Origin of the sequence: Pseudomonas sp. Pseusp3 (assembly GCF_047304225.1) — a bacterium.
Lineage (GTDB): Bacteria > Pseudomonadota > Gammaproteobacteria > Pseudomonadales > Pseudomonadaceae > Aquipseudomonas > Aquipseudomonas fluorescens_CD.
Window position 1 is genome coordinate 1 of the sequence record NZ_JBGLYV010000105.1, and the last position, 19,153, is coordinate 19,153.

A 19,153-nucleotide genomic window follows, 5' to 3' on the forward strand; every position below is an offset into this window, starting at 1 on the left:
GGGTCTCAGTCAATACATGTGTCGACTGACCCACCGCTTTCGCGAGCAAGCCCGCTCCCACAGTGTTTTTTGTCGGACATGGGATTTGTGTTCGACATCAACTGAATGTGCGAGCGAACCTGGGTGCACACAACACCTGTGCCCCACACAAAAACCCGTGGGAGCGGGCTTGCTCGCGAAAGCGGTGGGTCAGTCGACACATGTATTGACTGAGACCCCGCATTCGCGAGCAAGCCCGCTCCCACAAGGATCCTGGTGTTACTGATCGGACTTGATGCTGGTCCAGACCCGGGTACGCACCCGCTCAAGCTTTTGCGGCAGTGGCTGCACGACGTACAGCGTCTTCAATGCCTCGCTGGTCGGCGTCAGGTTCGGGTTGCCGGTGATGTCCTTGTCGATCAGCGCCAGCGAGTCCTTGTTGGCATTCGGGTAACCGAGGAAGTCGCTGATCGGCGCGATGACTTTCGGGTCCAGCAGGTTGTTGAGGAACTCGTGGGCTTCGACCACGTTCTTCGCGCTTTTCGGGATGGCGAAGGTGTCGAACCAGATCGGCGCGCCTTCTTTGGGCAGGCGCCAGTCGACGACCACGCCGTTGCCCGCCTCTTTGGCGCGATTGCCGAATTGATAGAAGCTGCCTGAGTAACCGATGGCCACGCAGATATCGCCGTTGGCGATGTCGGTCATGTATTTGGCGGAGTTGAAGTAGGTGACGTAAGGGCGAACCTTGAGCATCAGCGCCTTGGCCTTTTCGTAGTCATCCGGGTTCTGGCTGTTCGGGTCCAGCCCCAGGTAATGCAGGGCCAGAGGCAGGATCTCCGACGGCGAATCGAGCATCGCCACGCCACAGGCCTTGAGCTTCTCCATGTTCTCGGGCTTGAACACCAGGTCCCAGCTGTCCACCGGCGCATTCTCGCCAAGCGCCGCCTTGACCTTGGCCGGGTTGAAACCGATCAGCACGGTGCCGTACATGTAGGGCACGCCGTACTGGTTGCCGGGGTCGTTCTTGTCCAGCAGCTTGAGCAAGGCCGGGTCCTGGTGCGACCAGTTCGGCAGTCTGGACTTGTCGAGTTTCTGGAACACCCCCGCCTTGATCTGGGTTTCGATGAACTGGTTCGATGGCACCACCAGGTCGTAGCCCGAGTTGCCGGTGAGCAGCTTGGCTTCCAGGGACTCGTTGGTGTCGAAGGTGTCCCAGGTCACCTTGATCCCGGTGTCCTTGGCAAAATCCTTGGGCACGGACGGCAGGATGTAGTCCGCCCAGTTGTACACCCGCAATTCGTGCTGTTCGGCTTGCACCGCGCTGGCCAGCAGCGACAGCCCGCAAACGGTGGCGCCCAGTATGCGTTTCATTGAGTCCATGGATCATTTCCCCAAGTGTGGCGTGAGTACGATGGTTTTTATGTTCTGTACACGGCAGCAGCCTTGAAAATTGCCAAGGGCAAGGAAGTGAAGCGTCTGGTTGTGATTTGACCTGGGGTTGCCGAACCGGCAACCCGCGTCTGATTCTTACTGACGGCGTGGCCGGTTCACAGCGTGAGGCAGGCCAAAAGGAGACCGAAACGGCCAAAATACGTGTCCGTATTGATCAGCGCCGCGGTGGTCCGCAAACCTTAGGTGTGCTGCCTGACACATCGCTTCGCGAGCAGGCTCGCTCCCACTGGGGTTGTGATGTGACTACAACAGCGACAAGGTGTAATTGATGATGAACCGGTTCTGATCCACGTTGCGGCCCGTGTCAGTGTTCGACCTGGCGTTACGCAGTGTGAAACCCACCCCTTTGAACGTGCCCGACTGCAACACGTAGTCCAGGGTCATGTCGCGCTCCCACTCGGACTGATCGCTGGCGTTTTGCGCTTTGATGTCCGTGCCCTTCAAATACACGATCGAGGCTTTCAGGCCCGGCACGCCCAAGGGCGCGAAGTCGTAGGTGTACTGCCCGAAGTTGGTCTGTTCGCCGGCCCGGGCAAAGTTCTGGATCATCTTGTCGGTGGGCAGGTAGACACTGCCGCCGCCCGCCCCTTTGTCCACCAGGCTGCCCTGGTTGGGCTGGACGAAGTTGCTGCCATCGCCCACACGCTGATGCCCCACCGACACCGCGTGGCCGCCATGGGTGTAGGTGACCATCGCCGACCAGGTGCTGTTGTCGATTTCTCCGTCGTTGTCGTCGGTGTAGCCCGATACCCGATAGCCTTGCGCGCGGCCGGAGGCCGAGCTGTTGGCACCGCTCGAGGTGGTGCGGAAGTAGCGCAGGTCGGTGGTCAGTGAGTTGGCGCTGTCGATTGGCAGGATGTGCGTCAGGCCGAGGAAGTTCTGGTTGTAGAAGTCCTCCAGCTGCGCGAAGTAATACTGGGTCTTAAGCGTTTTGGTGAGGTTGTAGTCACCACCGGCGTAATAGAACTTGTTGCTCTCGCGCGTGCTGCCGGCGACCGACAAGCCTGTGCGGTCCGTCGAGGCGCGCCCTACCGCGTGCTCAAGCACACCGCCGGTCAACGTCAGGCCATCGATGTCGTTCGAGGTGAGCTGGGCACCGGTAAACGATTGCGGCAACACGCGAGCATCGTTCGCCAGAAGGATCGGCAACTTTGGCAGCAAGGTGCCGTAGCGAAATTCTGTCCTGGCAAGGCGCATCTTCGCCGTAGGACCGAAGCTGCTCCAGGTGTCGGCCGCGCCGTCGCCGTCAGAAGGAATCATGCCGCTACCGACGTGGCGCCCCGCTCCGCTGTCCAGTGTGATGCCGAGCAATGCCTGGGCATCGAGCCCGAACCCCAGCGCGCCCTGGGTAAACCCGGATTCATAGCGCAACACAAACCCTTGGGCCGCTTCTTCGGTTTTCGAAGGATCAGCCGTGCCGTCGCGATTGTCGCTGTTGAAGTACAGGGTACGCATCGAGAGGCTGGCCTTGCTGTCTTCGAGAAAACCATGGGCTGCGCTATCGGCGGCCTGTACGCACAGCGAACTGGTGGCCAGCAGGACTGCAGTGGGAATCGCTCGTTTGAACATACGGTGCTCCTGGGTGTTTCTTATCGTTATTTGAAGGTTTCACCGCCAGACAGGACCCGATTTCCGCCCACGCAACAGCGCTCAACACGGGCGCGAAATCAGGCGCGCTCGATGAGTGACATGAGTCATGGGACGTTCGAGGTGAGGGTTGACTGGCTGGCTTGTGAAACTCTTAAAACATTTCGAGAGGCTATTATCAAACGCGACGAAAGTAGTTTTCGTGGAGGGATACGGCTTGTCGCGCCGGGGTATGGACGGTCACTGTTTTTGCATATCGGTGTGGCGAATTTTCACCATACTGATTTCATCGGCAGTGTTCGGCGACTGCCTGCATGTCCCGACAAGAGCAATGACTCATGAACGATCAAATCGAGCTGTTCGGTGCCAACACGGGCAACAGTCTGCGGGCAGCGATTGCCCTGGAAGAGTCGGGCATCGCCTACACGGCACGCAAGCTGGACCTGTATGCACAGGAGCAGCGTGGGCCGGCCTTCCTGGCGCTAAACCCGGCCGGGAAAGTCCCGACCCTGATCGATCACGGGACTACGCCGATGCTGATCATCAACCAGTCCAACGCCATCATCCAGTACGCCGATGCCAAGGTGCCTGGACGGCTGGCACCGGCGCAGCCAGGGCCCGAGCGCATCCGGGTGATCGACCGCTATTTCTTTTTCGTGACCGATGTCATCGCCCCCAGCCATGCCGCGTTTTTCCTGCACCAGGCGGGGCAGGACAAGGCGGCGGCGATCATCGATCTGCGGGTGATCGAGCAACTGACGTACTCGGAACGTTTTTTGACGGACGAATTCATGGCCGGAGAGCAGTTCTCCATGGCCGACATTATGGCGTTCACCATCGCCACCGCGTTCCGTGATCGACTGGACTGGACGCAACTGCCTCAGCTATCGCGCTGGTTCGACAGGGTCGAAGCCAGGCCGGCGCTGCAACGCGGCCTGAATGTGTTCAACCATTCCTGAGAGTCGCCGTCACTGTAGGAGCGAGCTTGCTCGCGATGGTCGTTAACGATTACGCGTGTTTACTGACTAAACGCAGTGCTCTTGAGTCCATCGCGAGCAAGCTCGCTCCTACAGTGACGTAATATGCCGGGCATTTTCTCACGAACACGAAACGATTTCGCCTCAGTCGGCGTAGCCGAGTTTCACCGAGCGACTTTCCTGCACCTGGCTTCGCGTAGCGAGGCAGTAATACAACGGGCACGTCACCACCAGCCCCACCAGCCACGACAGGTCCGCGCCATCTACCAGATTGGCGTACGGGCCGACGTACAGTGAAGTATTGGCGAATGGCAGCTGCACGATGATGCCGATGAAGTAGGCAATGATCGCGTGCAGGTTGAAGCGACCGTAGATGCCGCCGTCGGCCCGGAAGATCGACGCGATGTCATAGCGACGACCCTTGATCAGGTAAAAGTCGATCAAGTTGATCGAGGCCCACGGCACCAACACCAGCAACAGCGCCAGGATCAGGCCGATGAACTGCGAGATGAAATTCGCCGAGGCACCCAGCGCCACCACGCAGCAACCCGCCAGCACGATGCTCGACAACACCACGCGCACCTTGATGCTGGGCGTCCACTGGCTGGCGAAGGTCTGGATCGAGGTGATGATCGACAGCACCGCGCCGTACAGATTCAAGGCGTTGTGGCTGATGATGTTGAGCAGGAACAGCACCATCAGGATCGGCCCCAGCCAACCGGTGGACTGCTTCACCGCCGCCATCGCCTCGGTGCCTTCCGGGGTAGCCAGTACCGCCACGGCACCGAAAGTGAACGACAGGATCGTGCCCAGGGTCGCCCCCAGGTAAGTGGCGAAGAACGGCCGGGTGATGCCGATGTCCGCCGGCAGGTAGCGCGAGTAGTCCGACACATACGGCGAGAAACTGATTTGCCAGATGATGCCCAGCGAGACCGTGGCCAGCCAGCCGGACAGGTTGAACCCGCCGCGAGTGAAGAAGTCCGCCGGCAGGTCATGGGCGAAGATGTAGAGGAAACCGGCCAGCAAGGCACTGCCCATGACCCAGGTGCCGATGCGGTTGAGGGTATGGATGAAGCGATAACCGATCACCCCGATGGCCGTGGCGCTGAGGGCACCGATGAGGATGCTGGCCGGCACCGGAACCGACGGCGCAATGCCGACAATCGATTTGCCCGCCAACACGATGTTGGAAATGAAGAAACCGATGTAGATCAGTGCTGCGAAGAACACGATCAGCAGCGCGCCATAGCGGCCGAACTGACCACGGCTCTGCACCATCTGCGGAATGCCCATGCACGGTCCCTGGGCCGATGCGAGCGCAATCACCAGACCACCGACCATGTGCCCGAGCGCAATCGCCAGCAGGCCCCAGAACAGGTTGAGGTGGAACACCTGGACCACCATGGCGCCGGTGACGATGGGCAGTGGCGCGATGTTGGTGCTGAACCACAGAGTGAAAAGATCGCGGGCCTTCCCGTGGCGCTCTGCGAGTGGAACGTAGTCGACCGTGTGATTCTCGATCAACGGATCTTGCCGGGACATCTGGGACATGTGCATGAACTCGAGTTGGTCTGTTCTTATCTTTGTATGAAGCCAAACCGGGGGGACTCTCTGGCCGCCCCTCAGATGCCGACCATATTATGGTATTCCAAACTTTAAACAAGACTGAACCGGTCTTTGAGCACGCATCTGAACCGGCATCCTGCCCGATTCACGCCAGCTCTGGATAGCTTAAAGCCCCGTAATCATTGAGTTCCCGACGAAAGACGTACGTTTATCGGTTCACCCAAAAAGACCTTGCAATCGATGTATTACGGTATACCATCAGACCTACAAACACATAAAAAACGCGTCACACCACCCGAGGACCGTCCAATGATCGATGCCGCCATCTACAAACAAGTCATGGGTTCGTTCCCGTCCGGAGTGACCGTGATCACCACCCTGGATGACGACGGGCAAATCGTCGGCCTGACCGCCAGCGCCTTCAGCTCGCTGTCGATGGACCCGGCCCTGGTGCTGTTCTGCCCGAACTACAGCTCCGACTCCTACCCGGTCTTGATCAAGAACAAGCGTTTTGCCATCCACGTGCTCTCCGGCGGCCAGCAAAACGAAGCCTATGCCTTCGCGCGCAAAGGCAAGGACAAGGCCCAGGGGATCGAGTGGACGCTCAGCGAACTGGGCAACCCGATTCTGGCCAATGCCACGGCGGTCATCGAATGTGAGCTGTGGCGCGAATATGAAGGTGGCGACCACGCCATCATGGTCGGCGCCGTGAAAAACCTGATCGTGCCCCGCCAGAGCAGCGGGCCACTGGTGTATTGCCACGGCAAGATGGGCGCTTTACCGGTGCTTGCCTGATCCCTCTGATATCACCGCATACCCCTGTGGGAGCGGGCTTGCTCGCGAAAGCGAACTGCCAGGCGGCATATGTGTTGACTGACACTCCGTCTTCGCGAGCAAGCCCGCTCCCACACTGGTTAGCGTTAGCCGCGATGAGAAGTCATTTGCGGAAAATATGTATTATGGTATACCAATATTCAACGAGCCCGCAGTCGACAGGCCGATAACAAAAGATCCGAGGTAAACGTCATGAAGTTTTCCCTGTTCGTACACATGGAACGTTGGGACGAAAGCGTCAGCCACCGCCAGTTGTTCGAAGACCTGACCGAACTGACCCTGATGGCCGAGGCCGGTGGTTTCAGCACCGTGTGGATTGGCGAACACCACTCCATGGAATACACCATCTCGCCAAGCCCGATGCCACTGCTGGCTTATCTGGCGGGCAAGACCACCACCATTCACCTGGGCGCCGGCACCATCATCGCGCCGTTCTGGCACCCGCTGCGGGTGGCCGGCGAATGCGCATTGCTCGACGTGATCAGCAATGGCCGCATGGAAGTCGGTCTGGCCCGTGGCGCCTACCAGATCGAATTCGACCGCATGGCCGGCGGCATGCCAGCCTCCTCCGGCGGCCAGGCATTGCGCGAAATGGTGCCGGTGGTGCGCGCACTGTGGAACGGCGATTACGCCCATGACGGCGATATCTGGAAATTCCCGACGTCCACCAGCGTGCCCAAGCCGATCCAGCAGCCGAACCCGCCGATGTGGATCGCCGCCCGCGACCCGGACTCGCACAACTTCGCCGTGGCCAACGGCTGCAACGTCATGGTCACGCCGCTGATGAAAGGCGACGAAGAAGTCCTCGACCTGAAGAACAAATTCCAGGCTGCCCTGGACAACAATCCTGGCGTGCCGCGCCCGCAACTGATGGTGCTGCGTCACACCCACGTGCACACCGCCGACGACCCGCAAGGCTGGGAAGTCGGGGCTCGGGCGATCTCGAAGTTCTACCGCACGTTCGATGCCTGGTTCGGCAACAAGACCACCCCGGTCAACGGCTTCCTCGCGCCGAGTCCGGAAGAGAAATTCGCCGGTCGCCCCGAGTTCGAACTGGAAAGCCTGCACAAGACCGCCATGATCGGCACCCCGGAAGAAATCATTCCGCGCATCAAGTACTACCAGGAACTGGGGGTCGACGAATTCAGCTTCTGGTGCGATAACAGCCTGCCCCACGCGGAGAAGAAAAAATCCCTGGAGCTGTTCATCAAGCATGTGGTGCCAGCGTTCCGCTGAATGCGCCACCCTGCTCCCCCGGACGCGAAGCCGGGGTGTAGGAGCGAGCTCGCTCGCGATGGACGCCAACGATAACGCGGGCCATCTGAATCACCGTGTTGTCCAGAGTTTTTCGCGAGCGAGCTCGCTCCTACAAGGGTCGATTTCCATGTTCACTGGTCGTCTCCCATCACTCGCCCTTCCCTCCGGCGCCGCGCGGGCTTACCTGCGCGGTGAATGGACCGCTTCGCACCTGCACTTCAAGCGCCTGCGCGCCAGCGTTTCGGCCAAGCAGAACGGCTTCTGGCAAATAGTTCACTGAGCCCACCCGAACAGCCAATCACGCACCCTACGTCTCGCCATTGCATGGCGTGTGCGGTGCCTTGTGTTTCGCCTTTGATCAGGTTTGCCCAATGAACAATAACAACGCGCTGTTGATCATCGACATGCAGCAGGAGGACGGTTTCGTCCTGGAAAACTTCGACAGGGTGGTCGCCCATACCGCCGCCCTGCTCGATACCGCACGCAACCAGCGGATGCCGGTCATCTATACCCGCCACATCAATCAAGCCGATGGCAGTGACCTGCCCCACGGTGAACCCCTGGCCGCCGACGGTGGCCCCGGCAGTTACCGCGCCGGCACCCGGCAAGTGGAAATCATCGAGTCGCTGACGCCGCAGTCCGGTGAATTGATCATCGACAAGGGCCGCTACAGTGCCTTTCACCGCACCGACCTCGATGCCCGACTCAAGGCACTGGAGGTCGATACGCTGATCGTCTGCGGTGTGCTGACGGACGTCTGCGTGCTGACCAGCGTGTTCGATGCCTTCGCCCTGGGCTATCGCGTGCGCCTGGTCAGTGATGCCTGCACCACGACCAGCGAGGCCGGGCATTATTCGGCCCTGCTGATCATGGCCAACTGGGTCTACTCGCTGGAAATCCTCACCACCACCGAGTGCCTGCGCGCCCTGGAACAGCGCGACTACCTGAGCCTGATCCCCGAGCGTCCGGACCTGTTTGCCCACCAGCCCCATGAGCTGCCCGGCACCATCGCCCGCCTGCATTCCCACCTCGTCCGGACTCAGGAGTGATCGCCATGCAAGTCGAAAAAAGAAGCATCGATTTCATCCCCGAGACCGAACGCCACGGCAAGCCGGGCTCGCTGTTCTACATCTGGTTCGGCGCCAACATGAACATCACCACCATCGCCTCCGGTGTGTTGCCGGTGGTGATGGGGCTCAACCTGTTCTGGAGCGCACTGGCGATCATCGTCGGCTCGTTGCTGGGGGCGATTTTCATGGCCTCCCACTCGGCACAGGGACCGAAGCTGGGCATTCCGCAAATGATCCAGAGCCGGGCGCAATTCGGCGTGTTGGGGGCCGTGTTGCCGCTGCTGTTCGTGATGCTGATTTACCTGGGCTTCTTCGTCAGCAACACCTTGCTCGCAGCCCAGGCACTGGAGTCCGTCAGCCCGCTGCCGATGTCCGGCAACATCTACCTGATCGGCGCGCTGTGCTTCGTCGTCGCGCTCTATGGCTATCGGTTGATTCACCGCTTGCAGAAGCTGCTGTCGATACTGTCGCTGGTGGTGTTCGTGGCCGCCACGGTGCTCGCCTTGCAGTTGCCGATCCCGACCGAACAGTGGCTACCGACCGGCTTCTCGTTGTCGAAGTTCCTGGTGGCGGTGAGCATTGCCGTGACCTGGCAACTGTCCTATGCGCCTTACGTCGCCGACTACTCGCGCTACCTGCCGAGCAGCACGCCGACCGCCCGGGTGTTCTGGTACAGCTACGCGGGCACGGTCAGCGGCGGCGCGTGGATGATGATTCTCGGGGCGATCCTGAGCGTCGGCATCGGCGACTTTTCCAGCAACGTCGGCGGGCATGTCGCCGGTCTGTTCGGCAGTGGCGCGGTACTGCTATTCGCCTTCATCGTCTACGGCCAGGTGTCGATCAACGTGTTCAACCTGTACGGCGCGTTCATGTCGACCATCACCGTGATCGAACCTTTCGCCCGACTCAAGGTGACCCCGCGGGTACGCGGCGTGTTCATGCTGCTGATCAGCCTGGTGGCCACGGCCCTGTGCACCATCGGTCAGGACGACTTCATCAACTTCTTCCTGAACTTCATCTTCTTCATGAGCTACTTCCTGATCCCGTGGACGGCGATCAACCTGGTGGACTACTACTGCCTGCGCAAAGGCCAGTACCGGATTGACGACATCTTCGACGTTAACGGGATCTACGGGTGCGTTAACCGGATTGCCTGCGGCAGCTTCCTGCTGGCGATTGCCCTGGAAATTCCGTTCATGAACACCACGCTGTACGTCGGCCCGGTGGCCACGGCGCTGGACGGGGTGGACCTGGCGTGGATCGTCGGGCTGCTGGTGCCGGCGCTGAGTTATTACTGGCTGATGAAGCTCGGCAAGCATGCACCGATGCTGGAGTCAGCAGCCGACTAAATTCCAGGCAAAAAAAATCCCAGGCAGCTGATGGACGCCTGGGATTTAAAAATGCATAAACCGTGGTGGTGAACGCGGCGCGGATATTACGGAATATTTCACGCTGTAACAAGATATTTTTATTCACTATCTAGTTAATAAACGTTCCAAGTCCTTAAATATCCACATATTTTCTAAGGCTTACTAGAGGAACCAGCGATATTCCCGCGCGCTGATGTCATGCAGAAATGCCAGATGATCCTGACGTTTGTTTTCGCAATAGACGTCCACAAACTCCGCCCCCAAGCCTTCGCGCAGCGATGCATGACTTTGCATGGACTGCACCGCTTCGAGCATTTCCAACGGAAAGTCGATGCCACTGCTGCGGTCTTCGTTGAGCGGCGCAATCGGCTCGCGCTCCGCTTCCAGACCTTGCTCCAACCCCACCAGAATCGCCGCCAACGCCAGATACGGGTTGGCATCGGCGCCCGCCAGGCGGTGTTCAATGCGCAGGTTCTTGACGTCCGACTCCGGTATGCGCAAACACGCATCGCGATCCTCGAAGCCCCAACTGGCGCGCGACGCGACGTTCACCGTGCCGCTCAGGCGGCGCATGGCATTGTGGTTCGGGGCAAAAATCGGCATGCAATGCGGCAACACATCCAGACAACCAGCCACCGCATGACGCAGCGCCCGCTGCCCGTTCGCTGCCAACAGATTGTTGCCGGCCTCGTCATACAGGCTGACATGCACGTGCATGCCGCTGCCGGGGTGCTGCAAGTAAGGTTTGGCCATGAAGCTGGCGCGCAGGTTGTGCTTGAGCGCCACGCCCCGGGTGCTGCGGCAGAACAGGGCGGCCCAATCGGCGGCGCGCAGGCCGTCATCGCAATGGCCGAAGTTGATTTCGAACTGCCCCGGGCCGAGCTCGGCAGTGATCACCGTGGCATCGACGCCTTGTTCACGCGCGGTCTCGACCATTTCATCGAGCACCGGGGCAAATCGCGACAAGCGTTCGATGTGCATGTTCGGTTGATCATCGGCATCGCCGGTCAGCTCGTCACGGGGAAATTGCGGCAAGCCGTCCTTCAGGCGGCTGTCGAACAGGTAGAACTCCAGTTCGAACGCCACCACCGGATGAATACCCTTGCGCTTGAGCCGCTCCAGCACCTGCGCCAGTACCTCGCGGGGCTCGAAGACAATCGGTTTTTGCGTGCCGTCGGAGGTGATCAGCATCTGGCCCAATGGCTGTTTTTCCCAGCTCACCCGTTTCAGTGTGCCGGGCACCAGGCGACGGGGCGCATCCGGGTCGCCGTCGTTGAAGCAGTAATCACCGATCTTGAACAACCCGCCCTGGGTGCCGAGCAATACGCAGTTCTGCGGCAGCTTGAGCACGCTGCCGGCAGCGACTTTTTCGAGCATCTCGATCGGGTAGCGCTTGCCGTAGAAATGCCCCGGAATGTCCAGGGAGATCAGGTCGACGTAACGCACTTCGGGGTTGCAGTGGCGGAAGTTGCGAACCTCGGCCAGCAGTTCAGAGCACACAGCATCCATCGATTTGTTCCTTGTTGTTATCAGGTGTAAACCCAGAGCACGCGGGTCGGTTGGTCGGACAGGTTGCCGTAGCGGCAGTGCGCATGGCTGGCCAGTTGAAAGCTGTCGCCGGGATGCAGGGTCACCGGTTGGTTGTCGTCGAGCCACAGGGTCAACTCGCCTTCCAGGACGTAACCGCCCTGCTCCGAGCTGTCCTTCATGTGCCGGTCGCCGCTGCTGGCACCGGGCTCGAGCCGGCTTTCGAGCATCGAGAACGAGGCGCGCATTTTTGGCGAAACGAGGATGTCGGTAATGCCGTCGGCGTAGTACAGCGTGCGGCGCTCGTCCGGGCGGGTGACCCAGGACAGGGCCATGGGTTTGGGCAGGCTGTAGAAATAGGTGGTCGGCACGCCCAGGGTTTCGCTGATGGCGGTCAGGTCCGCCACCGTCGGGCGCGACAGTCCGCGCTCGACCTGGGACAGGAAACCGACGGAGCGACCGATTTTGTCCGCCAGTTCCTTCAGGGTGTACTTCTTGTGTTTGCGCAGGTCCTGGATCAGGATCGCCAGCGCCGAGATTTCTTCTTGCATGTCCATCTTGAGGCTTCCAGAAAGTGTCGCTTCAAATACTGTCGCGCAGTCGATACCAGGCCTTGCCGATGGCTTCCAGCGGCGCGGCCAGGTATTTGCCGCCGGGAAAACTGCCGTTGTTCAGGCCCTGGTACAGGGACAGCTCGTCGGGTTGACCGAGTACCGCGTCGGACACCGCCCGCGCCGCGGCCAGCGTCGGCAGCACGCCATGCCCGGAATAGCCCTGCATCCAGTACAGGTCGCCGCGCCGTCCGATATCCGGTGTGCGCTTGAGGGTCAGGTCGATGTGTCCGCCCCAGGCAAACTCCAGTTCGACGCCCGTGAGCTGCGGAAACACGCGCTCCAGGAACGGCCGGGTCGCCGCGGCGATGTCCTTTGGCATCCCGCCCAGGTATGTGCAACCGCCACCGAACAGCAGGCGGTTATCCGGGGTGCGCCGGAAATAGTCGAGCACGAACTGGTTGTCGGTCACACACACGTTGCTCGGCAGCAGCGCGGTGGCTTGCTCCGTCGTCAGCGGCGCGGTCGCGACCTGATACGTCCCGACCGGCAACACGCAACTGGCCAGTTGCGGGTCGAGTCGATCGAGGTAAGCGTTGCACGCCAGCACCAGCACATCGGCGCGGATGCGACCGCGCTCGGTGGTCACCACAAAGCCGTCGCCCTCCTCGCCATAGCTCAGCGCCTTGCTTTGCTCATGGATGCGGCCACCGGCCCGCTCAATCGCATCTGCGAGGCCCAGGGCCAGTTTCAGCGGGTTCAAATGCCCGCCCTCGGGATCGAACAGGCCGGCCTGATAACGCTCGCTGGCGACCCACTGCGGCAAATCGCTGCGCTCGATAAATTGCAGTTTGTCATGGCCCCACTTGTGGCTCGCCTCGTCTTGCCACTCGGTCAGCAGCCCCACTCGCCGCGGCATCACCGAAGTCCAGAGATGGCCGGCGCGGTAGTCGCAATCGAATTCATGGCGACCGGGCAAATCACGCAGTTCGCGCGCGGCCCTGCGCATGCCGTCCCACAGTCGTCGCGCCCGTTCGTATCCCAGCGCCGCTTCCAGCGGTGGCATGTCGCACGACCAGCCGAGAATCGCCTGTCCGCCATTACGCCCGGACGCGGCCCAGGCCACCCGGCTGGCTTCGAGCAAGGTCACGCGCTTGCCGGCCAGCGCCAGGCGCAACGCCGTGTGCAAACCGCTGAAACCGGCCCCGATGATCAGCACTTCAGTGTCTTGCTCACCTTCCAGTGCGGCTCGATCGACCAGACGATCGGCGCAGGAATGGGCGTAGTAACTGGCGACATGCCGGGTGGATTGCTGAAACATACGGCCTCGTGAAATTTTGTATTTTTAATTTCATGAAAAAATACACGGTAAATTTCACACAGGCAATCAAGGCGTAAAAAAATCCCGCTCAGGCGAACCCGAGCGGGATTTTTTATTCAGGTGCGATATTCGGATCAGGCCACGGGAATCATCGGGTCCGCCGAAGCCAATGCAGTGACACGGTCAGCCGCTGGCGGGTAGATCCACTGGGTGTTGATCTGAGTCTTCAATGCCTTGGCTTCATGCTTGACCAACTTCACCTGACGGTCCCAGCCCTCGGTATAGACCGCGCCCCAGGCACCCAGGTCGAGGCAGGTCACGTATTTCGGCTGGCTGTACGGCGTCGGGTCGACACCGAGAATCTGCGCGGCGACGTTGTTGCCGGCATGGCGGCCCAGGGAAATTGCGTGCTGGCAGGTCATCAAGGCGTAGTTGCCGATCTCGTCACTGGCCGCACAGGCAACGTCGCCGGTGGCGAAGATGTCGTCCTGGCCAATGACTTTCAGGTGTGCGTCGACATGCAGGCGGCCCAGGTGATCGCGTTCGGCCGGAATCTGCTCGGTCAGGGAGCTGGCGCGAACGCCGGTGGTCCAGACCACGGTCTTGGTATCGATTCGCGCACCGTCGGACAGGGTCACGCCGTTGGCATCGACCGACACGACCGAGGCTTTCAAGTGCCATTTCACGCCGGTCGCCACGCTGGCCTCGACGATCGACTCTGCGATTTGCTCACCCATCGAGCCGCCAACCTTGTCGCCGCGGTCAACGATGATCACATTGATGTCGGCACGGTCACCGAAGATGGCCCGCAGGCGGGTCGGCATTTCAGTCGCGGTTTCGATCCCGGTGAAACCGCCACCGGCCACTACCACCGTGTTGCGTGCCGTGCTTTCGGGCTGATTGGCCAGCGCCTTGAGGTGGTTTTCCAGGCGCACGGCCTGTTCGATCTGATCGACGTCGAAGGCATGTTCGGCCACGCCCGGGGTGTTCGACGAAGCCAGGCGACTGCCGGTAGCCAGAACGAGTTTGTCGTAGCTGCAGACTTGCGGGGTCCCTGCGGCATCGACATAGCCGATCTGCTTCTGCGCGACGTTGATGGTCTGCGCCGCACCCTTGATGAACCTGACCCCTACAGCATCGAACAGATCGCCAATCGGCGCGGCCAGTTGATGGGCGTTCGGCTCGTAGAAGCGCGGACGCACACGCAGTTCGGCCTGAGGAGCCAGCACGGTCACTTCAACATCGTTGTGGCCATGAATGTCGAACAGACGCGTGGCACTCAAAGCGGTCCACATGCCACCGAAACCTGCGCCGATCACCAGAATGTGCTGTTTCATTTTTAACTCCAGAGGATAAACAAGTGTTGTCGATCGTGATGGGTCACGCTCATCGGGAGCGGGCATGAGGTCGGTGTCGTTCGAAAATCGCTCACCTGTGCCGCCCGAATAACTACGACTGTATTGATCCAAGTTAAATTCTGCAACCCGTATTTTTTGATGACAGGCATCGAAAGCAACGATGCCTTCTCAGAAAAGGCTCAAGAACGCGTATGGCGCCGGCGTTTCACGCTGGAAAAGAAAATTCAGGACGCGACGATTCGTTGCCCGGCTTGCTTTCGGCTGTTAGAATTGGCGACTAATCAAGTCGGAGATCTGTATGTCTCTTTACAGCGCGGGTGTCGAGTACGGCATCCACTGCCTGCTTTTTCTCGTAGGCAATGGCGGCGACTCTCGCGAGGCGAGCGTGCGTGACCTTGCCGAACTGCAAGGCGTTCCCCTGGACTATCTGGCGAAAATCTTCACCAAACTGGCCAAAGGCAAACTGGTGGTCGCCACCGAGGGCATGCGCGGCGGCTTCAAGCTGGCCCGGCCCGCTGACGAAATAACCCTGCTGGATATCGTCAACGCCATCGACGGTCGCAAGTCGATTTTCGATTGTCGGGAGATCCGTGGCCGTTGCGCCGTGTTTGACGGTGCCCCGCCTGAATGGGCACTGGACGGTCCGTGCGCGGTCCATGGCGCAATGATGGTTGCGCAAAAACGCATGGAAGAGGCCCTCGCCCAACAGACCATCCTGGACATCGCCAGGAAGCTCGGGCGCAAAGCCCCGCCGGAATTCGGTGTAAAGGTGGAAAACTGGATGAACGAGCGCCGGGAGCGCAAAAGTGCCGCCCAGGGCAGTGAGCAACTCATCCCGACGACCGATCTTTCAGACTGACCCACACAAAAAACCGGATGCACGCCAGGCATCCGGTTTTTTTCACTCTTGCGCGCTTACAAACAGTCGCGGACGATTTGGCGCAGGTCGCCGGATTTGGCCCAGGGTGGCCCCTGATACAGCGAAATCCGGCTGCCATCCTTGTACTTCACGATATCCAGCACTTCGTCGGCCGTGATCACGCTGGGCGCGGTGATCCGATATCCGTTGGATATCGAAACCTGGGTCGTATTCGCTACTTCCTTTTGCCAGGCAGGCAACACACACGCCGCATACTCTTTTGGCGCCTTCGCGCTGTGCTTGCTGACATTCGGCTCGCCCGGAACCAGCGATGCCGGCAACGAACACCCGGCCAGCAATGCCAGCGCGACTCCCCCCATCAACATCCGCATGCTGTTTCCTTGAATTCGAAATAAGAAAATGTAGCTTGCCGTCGGCCGTACAGCCATCCCGACGATTCGGCGACTGTCATTGATATCGCTTCTCTCGGTTAGTTCCCCGACCAAAGGAAGCCCGGCTGATTCAGACGAACACAACATCCGGTAAACGGGTCTAAAATTCCGGAGTGTAGTATTCAGGAGGTCATCATGTGGCTTAACGAATCGGAACAGCAGCTTCGGCGTGATCTGCAAGGGCTTGCGTCAGATTTGCGCTGGTCGGCAGTGGAGCTTCTGCGCATAGAGGAGCAATTGCGCCTGCTCGGGAGCGAAGCCGACGCGCAAGCCGTTAAAAGACTGTGTTCTTTATTTCAGGGCGATGAAGCAAAACTGTCCGGCTATGCCGAGGAAGTGAAAGCCAAGGTCATTAGCCGCAACAAGGCTCAATAGCGGGAGCGCTGCCATGAACAGGCCTCTATTCACGCTGGTCGTTGCACTGACGGCGTTGACAGGCTGCAGCACCAACTCGATCTACCAGGACCAGCCGCTGGTTGCGAAAGTCAACACCGGCATGACTCAGGAGCAAGTCCGGCAAATCGGCGGCCAGCCCATGGCGGTCACCGATCGTACCGTCGAACCCGGTACGTGCTTTGACTACAGGCTGACTCAGGCCGGCCATCAGCAGCCGTACAACGTCAGCTTCGACGGCCGTGGCATGGTTGACCACAAGAGCTTCATGACCTGCGCGGAATGGAGCCACATGCAGCAAAAAGCCCGGGAACCCTCCCGCCCCAGCGGAGGCGGTGGCTACTAGCGCCCTCACGGATTTTGTAGGAGCGAGCCTGCTCGCGATGGACTCAAACGCGCCGAGTTTAGCCAGGAAACACGCGTTATCGTTAGCGACCATCGCGAGCAAGCTCGCTCCTACAGGCGATTACCGGCGAACCGAGGCTTCGGGCATGAGTTCATTTTGTTTGATGGCTGCCCGCTGGCCTGCCTGCACGAGCCCTGTAGCCGGGCAACGACGCGGCAAACGCCAGTGCCTCTTCCCGACTGCCAAACGAGCCAAGCCGGTCACCCTGGGTGCATACCCGCCAGGGGCCGTTGTTCACGCTGAGTACGTCGTAACCGTTCATATGCATTTTGTTCAACATCGGAACGCTCATAGTCACCTCCTCCTGGGCAGTGTTCTCAGGTTGACTTGCTTACCTTACACCCACCCTTCTGTGAAATACCGACCAGATGTCGCCATGGAAATTCCCCATTCCGGTTGCATTTGGACCTTAACCCTCGGCCAACGCCGTCGCTGCCCTGTCGATCAATGCCGCCACTTCGGCGGGCATCGACGCCAATGACGCATGGCTGGCGTTCAAGGTCAGAATCTCCCGGGCGTTGAGCCGCTCGGCCATCCATTGCTGGTTTTGCGGCGCGATCATCCGGTCTGCGCTGGAAATCTGATACCACGATGGTTTTTTCTTCCAGGCCACCTTGCTGATGACGTCACCGAAGGTCCTGGCCAGCGGCGCTTTCTGGGTGACCCCCATGACCAACCCTTCGGTCGCCGGCAGGTCCTGGCAGAAGCTTTCGTGATAAAGCTCAGGCTTGACCCACAGGTATCCATCGCTGTCGGGAGCCAGGTTGGCCGCCGCCGCAGGCAGATGCCGTTCCGTGATACTACCGGGGCTTTCACCAGCGTCCGGCGCGAAGGCGGCGATGTACACCAGCCCAACCACATTCGGCAAATCACCCGCTTCAGTGATCACCGCACCGCCATAGGAATGCCCCACCAGCAGCACCGGACCGGGCAGCTGGGCGACCATCTTGCGTGTACGCTCGGCATCCTCGGCCAGGGACGTCAGCGGCAACTCGACGGCACGAATGTGCGTGTCACCCCGGCCGAGCAATTTGACGATGACCTTGTTCCAGTGGGCAGCGCCGCCCCAAAAACCATGGACCAGCACGATCGTGGGTTTGACACTCATCATCATGTCTCCGATTGCGGATGGGGTTGTCTGTCGCTCGCGTCAGCCCTGATCGCCGCCGCCCACGGGCATGACCATGCCGGTGATATAGGACGCTTCGTCGCTGGCCAGAAACAGAATAGCCCCCGCCTGCTCATCCAGGGTGCCGTAGCGTTTCATCAAACTGCTGTCGAGGGTCTGGTCGACGATCTGCTGGTACCAGTGTTTTTCCTGCTCACTCTGCTCGGCACCGTTGCGCGGTATGCGTCGCGGCGGTGCTTCGGTGCCGCCAGGTGCAGTGGCGTTGACCCGCACGCCACGACCGGCGGTTTCGAACGCCAGACAAGCGGTCAAGGCATTCACCCCACCCTTTGCCGCGCCATAGGGCACGCGGTTGAGACTGCGGGTGGCGATGGAGGAAACGTTGACGATCGCCCCGCTGCCCTGCTCCAGCATGAACGGCAGCGCCGCATGGCAACACCACAAGGTCGGGAACAGCGAACGGCGAACCTCGGCCTCGATCTGCGACGCTTCATAGTGCTCGAACGGCTTGGCCCAGATCGTGCCGCCGACGTTGTTGATCAACACGTCGAGGCGTCCGAATCGCTCGACGGCGGTTTGCATCACCCGGCAGCATTCCTCGTATTGCTCAAGGTCGGCGGTCAGGGCCAGAACCTGGCCGGTTGGCGCCAGGTGTTGCTGCACTTCGAACACCAGTTCGGAACGATCCACCAGGATCAGCTTCGCCCCTTCCGCGGCCATACGCTCGGCCACCCGCCGCCCGATGCCTTGGGCGGCGCCGGTGATCAGTGCGACTTTTTCGTGAAATCTGTTCATGTGTACCTCTCTTTGTCGGGCCCGATATCTGTGTACGGTTTCAATCACCCGCTCGCGAAAGCGGTGTCACGGGCAATATCAAGGTTGGATGTTCCGGCCTCTTCGCGAGCAAACCCGCTCCCACATGCGTCCTGTGTCGGGCACGGCATTTGTGTACGACCACTACCAACTGTGGGAGGGGGGGGGGGGGGGGGAGGCGGGGGGGGCGGGGGGTTGGATTTTTTTTTGGTGTGGGGGGGGGGGGGGAGCCGCCCCCGCCCCAGGGGGGTT

20 protein-coding genes and 1 pseudogene are annotated in these 19,153 nt (G+C 60.3%); 10 read left to right on the top strand and 11 right to left on the bottom strand.

Annotation, left to right across the window (positions count from 1 at the left end; all coding sequences use genetic code 11):
• Positions 1 to 136: 136 nt before the first annotated feature.
• Positions 137 to 253, top strand: a pseudogene (locus ACCD00_RS25535) (metal ABC transporter ATP-binding protein); the annotation flags it as partial.
• A gap of 5 nt (positions 254 to 258) precedes the next feature.
• Here ACCD00_RS25535 and ACCD00_RS25540 read toward each other — a convergent pair.
• Positions 259 to 1,359 carry a polyamine ABC transporter substrate-binding protein gene (locus ACCD00_RS25540; RefSeq protein WP_413428090.1) on the bottom strand — a complete coding sequence of 367 codons (1,101 nt, stop codon included), beginning with the start codon at positions 1,357 to 1,359 and terminating at the stop codon, positions 259 to 261.
• A 315-nt stretch (positions 1,360 to 1,674) separates the two neighbouring features.
• A complete protein-coding gene (locus ACCD00_RS25545) occupies positions 1,675 to 3,000 on the bottom strand; it encodes an OprD family porin (protein WP_413428091.1) in 1,326 nt (441 codons plus the stop codon).
• Positions 3,001 to 3,356: 356 nt separating this feature from the next.
• On the opposite strand from ACCD00_RS25545, the gene ACCD00_RS25550 reads away from it, so the two are divergent.
• Positions 3,357 to 3,977: a glutathione S-transferase family protein gene (locus ACCD00_RS25550; protein ID WP_413428092.1), complete on the top strand. Its 621-nt coding sequence runs from the start codon at positions 3,357 to 3,359 to the stop codon at positions 3,975 to 3,977.
• A 162-nt stretch (positions 3,978 to 4,139) separates the two neighbouring features.
• Here ACCD00_RS25550 and ACCD00_RS25555 read toward each other — a convergent pair whose 3' ends face one another.
• Positions 4,140 to 5,546, bottom strand: coding sequence for a purine-cytosine permease family protein (locus ACCD00_RS25555; protein WP_413428093.1), 1,407 nt, complete (start codon positions 5,544 to 5,546; stop codon positions 4,140 to 4,142).
• Between the two features lie 324 nt (positions 5,547 to 5,870).
• Here ACCD00_RS25555 and ACCD00_RS25560 point away from each other — a divergent pair, with 324 nt between their 5' ends.
• The 5 genes from ACCD00_RS25560 to ACCD00_RS25580 all read left to right on the top strand — a co-directional run bounded on the left by ACCD00_RS25560 (position 5,871) and on the right by ACCD00_RS25580 (position 10,071).
• Complete coding sequence (locus tag ACCD00_RS25560) at positions 5,871 to 6,356, top strand: flavin reductase family protein (RefSeq protein ID WP_008000480.1); 486 nt, start codon at positions 5,871 to 5,873, stop codon at positions 6,354 to 6,356.
• A 231-nt stretch (positions 6,357 to 6,587) separates the two neighbouring features.
• On the top strand, positions 6,588 to 7,631 hold the full coding sequence (locus ACCD00_RS25565) for an LLM class flavin-dependent oxidoreductase (RefSeq protein WP_413428094.1): 1,044 nt from the start codon (positions 6,588 to 6,590) through the stop codon (positions 7,629 to 7,631).
• Between the two features lie 148 nt (positions 7,632 to 7,779).
• Positions 7,780 to 7,932 carry a hypothetical protein gene (locus ACCD00_RS25570; protein WP_413428095.1) on the top strand — a complete coding sequence of 51 codons (153 nt, stop codon included), beginning with the start codon at positions 7,780 to 7,782 and terminating at the stop codon, positions 7,930 to 7,932.
• 91 nt (positions 7,933 to 8,023) lie between these two features.
• The gene (locus tag ACCD00_RS25575) at positions 8,024 to 8,701 is read left to right on the top strand and encodes an isochorismatase family cysteine hydrolase (RefSeq protein ID WP_413428096.1); all 678 of its coding nucleotides are present in this window, start codon (positions 8,024 to 8,026) and stop codon (positions 8,699 to 8,701) included.
• A 5-nt stretch (positions 8,702 to 8,706) separates the two neighbouring features.
• Positions 8,707 to 10,071, top strand: a complete 1,365-nt coding sequence (locus ACCD00_RS25580; RefSeq protein WP_413428097.1) for a purine-cytosine permease family protein — start codon at positions 8,707 to 8,709, stop codon at positions 10,069 to 10,071.
• A gap of 183 nt (positions 10,072 to 10,254) precedes the next feature.
• Here the strand turns inward: ACCD00_RS25580 and ACCD00_RS25585 are convergent, their stop codons facing one another.
• The 4 genes from ACCD00_RS25585 to ACCD00_RS25600 form a co-directional block, all read right to left on the bottom strand.
• Positions 10,255 to 11,601 carry a glutamine synthetase family protein gene (locus ACCD00_RS25585; protein ID WP_413428098.1) on the bottom strand — a complete coding sequence of 449 codons (1,347 nt, stop codon included), beginning with the start codon at positions 11,599 to 11,601 and terminating at the stop codon, positions 10,255 to 10,257.
• A 20-nt stretch (positions 11,602 to 11,621) separates the two neighbouring features.
• Positions 11,622 to 12,176, bottom strand: a complete 555-nt coding sequence (locus ACCD00_RS25590) for a helix-turn-helix domain-containing protein (RefSeq protein ID WP_008021279.1) — start codon at positions 12,174 to 12,176, stop codon at positions 11,622 to 11,624.
• 25 nt (positions 12,177 to 12,201) lie between these two features.
• Positions 12,202 to 13,491 (bottom strand): NAD(P)/FAD-dependent oxidoreductase, encoded by a 1,290-nt coding sequence (locus ACCD00_RS25595; protein WP_413428099.1) that lies wholly within the window; start codon positions 13,489 to 13,491, stop codon positions 12,202 to 12,204.
• Positions 13,492 to 13,625: 134 nt separating this feature from the next.
• Entirely contained in the window at positions 13,626 to 14,828 is a 1,203-nt protein-coding gene (locus ACCD00_RS25600; RefSeq protein ID WP_413428100.1) for an NAD(P)/FAD-dependent oxidoreductase, read from the bottom strand.
• Positions 14,829 to 15,147: 319 nt separating this feature from the next.
• Here ACCD00_RS25600 and ACCD00_RS25605 point away from each other — a divergent pair, with 319 nt between their 5' ends.
• The gene (locus ACCD00_RS25605; protein WP_413428101.1) at positions 15,148 to 15,708 is read left to right on the top strand and encodes an RrF2 family transcriptional regulator; all 561 of its coding nucleotides are present in this window, start codon (positions 15,148 to 15,150) and stop codon (positions 15,706 to 15,708) included.
• A gap of 56 nt (positions 15,709 to 15,764) precedes the next feature.
• Here the strand turns inward: ACCD00_RS25605 and ACCD00_RS25610 are convergent, their stop codons facing one another.
• Positions 15,765 to 16,100 carry a hypothetical protein gene (locus ACCD00_RS25610; RefSeq protein ID WP_413428102.1) on the bottom strand — a complete coding sequence of 112 codons (336 nt, stop codon included), beginning with the start codon at positions 16,098 to 16,100 and terminating at the stop codon, positions 15,765 to 15,767.
• Between the two features lie 195 nt (positions 16,101 to 16,295).
• On the opposite strand from ACCD00_RS25610, the gene ACCD00_RS25615 reads away from it, so the two are divergent.
• Positions 16,296 to 16,535: a hypothetical protein gene (locus ACCD00_RS25615; RefSeq protein WP_085718877.1), complete on the top strand. Its 240-nt coding sequence runs from the start codon at positions 16,296 to 16,298 to the stop codon at positions 16,533 to 16,535.
• 13 nt (positions 16,536 to 16,548) lie between these two features.
• The gene (gene osmE / locus ACCD00_RS25620) at positions 16,549 to 16,899 is read left to right on the top strand and encodes an osmotically-inducible lipoprotein OsmE (RefSeq protein WP_413428103.1); all 351 of its coding nucleotides are present in this window, start codon (positions 16,549 to 16,551) and stop codon (positions 16,897 to 16,899) included.
• A gap of 151 nt (positions 16,900 to 17,050) precedes the next feature.
• Here osmE and ACCD00_RS25625 read toward each other — a convergent pair whose 3' ends face one another.
• The 3 genes from ACCD00_RS25625 to ACCD00_RS25635 form a co-directional block, all read right to left on the bottom strand.
• Positions 17,051 to 17,251, bottom strand: a complete 201-nt coding sequence (locus ACCD00_RS25625; protein ID WP_413428104.1) for an SPOR domain-containing protein — start codon at positions 17,249 to 17,251, stop codon at positions 17,051 to 17,053.
• Between the two features lie 117 nt (positions 17,252 to 17,368).
• Complete coding sequence (locus ACCD00_RS25630) at positions 17,369 to 18,067, bottom strand: alpha/beta hydrolase (RefSeq protein WP_413428105.1); 699 nt, start codon at positions 18,065 to 18,067, stop codon at positions 17,369 to 17,371.
• A 42-nt stretch (positions 18,068 to 18,109) separates the two neighbouring features.
• The gene (locus tag ACCD00_RS25635) at positions 18,110 to 18,883 is read right to left on the bottom strand and encodes a 1,6-dihydroxycyclohexa-2,4-diene-1-carboxylate dehydrogenase (protein WP_413428106.1); all 774 of its coding nucleotides are present in this window, start codon (positions 18,881 to 18,883) and stop codon (positions 18,110 to 18,112) included.
• Positions 18,884 to 19,153 lie beyond the last annotated feature (270 nt).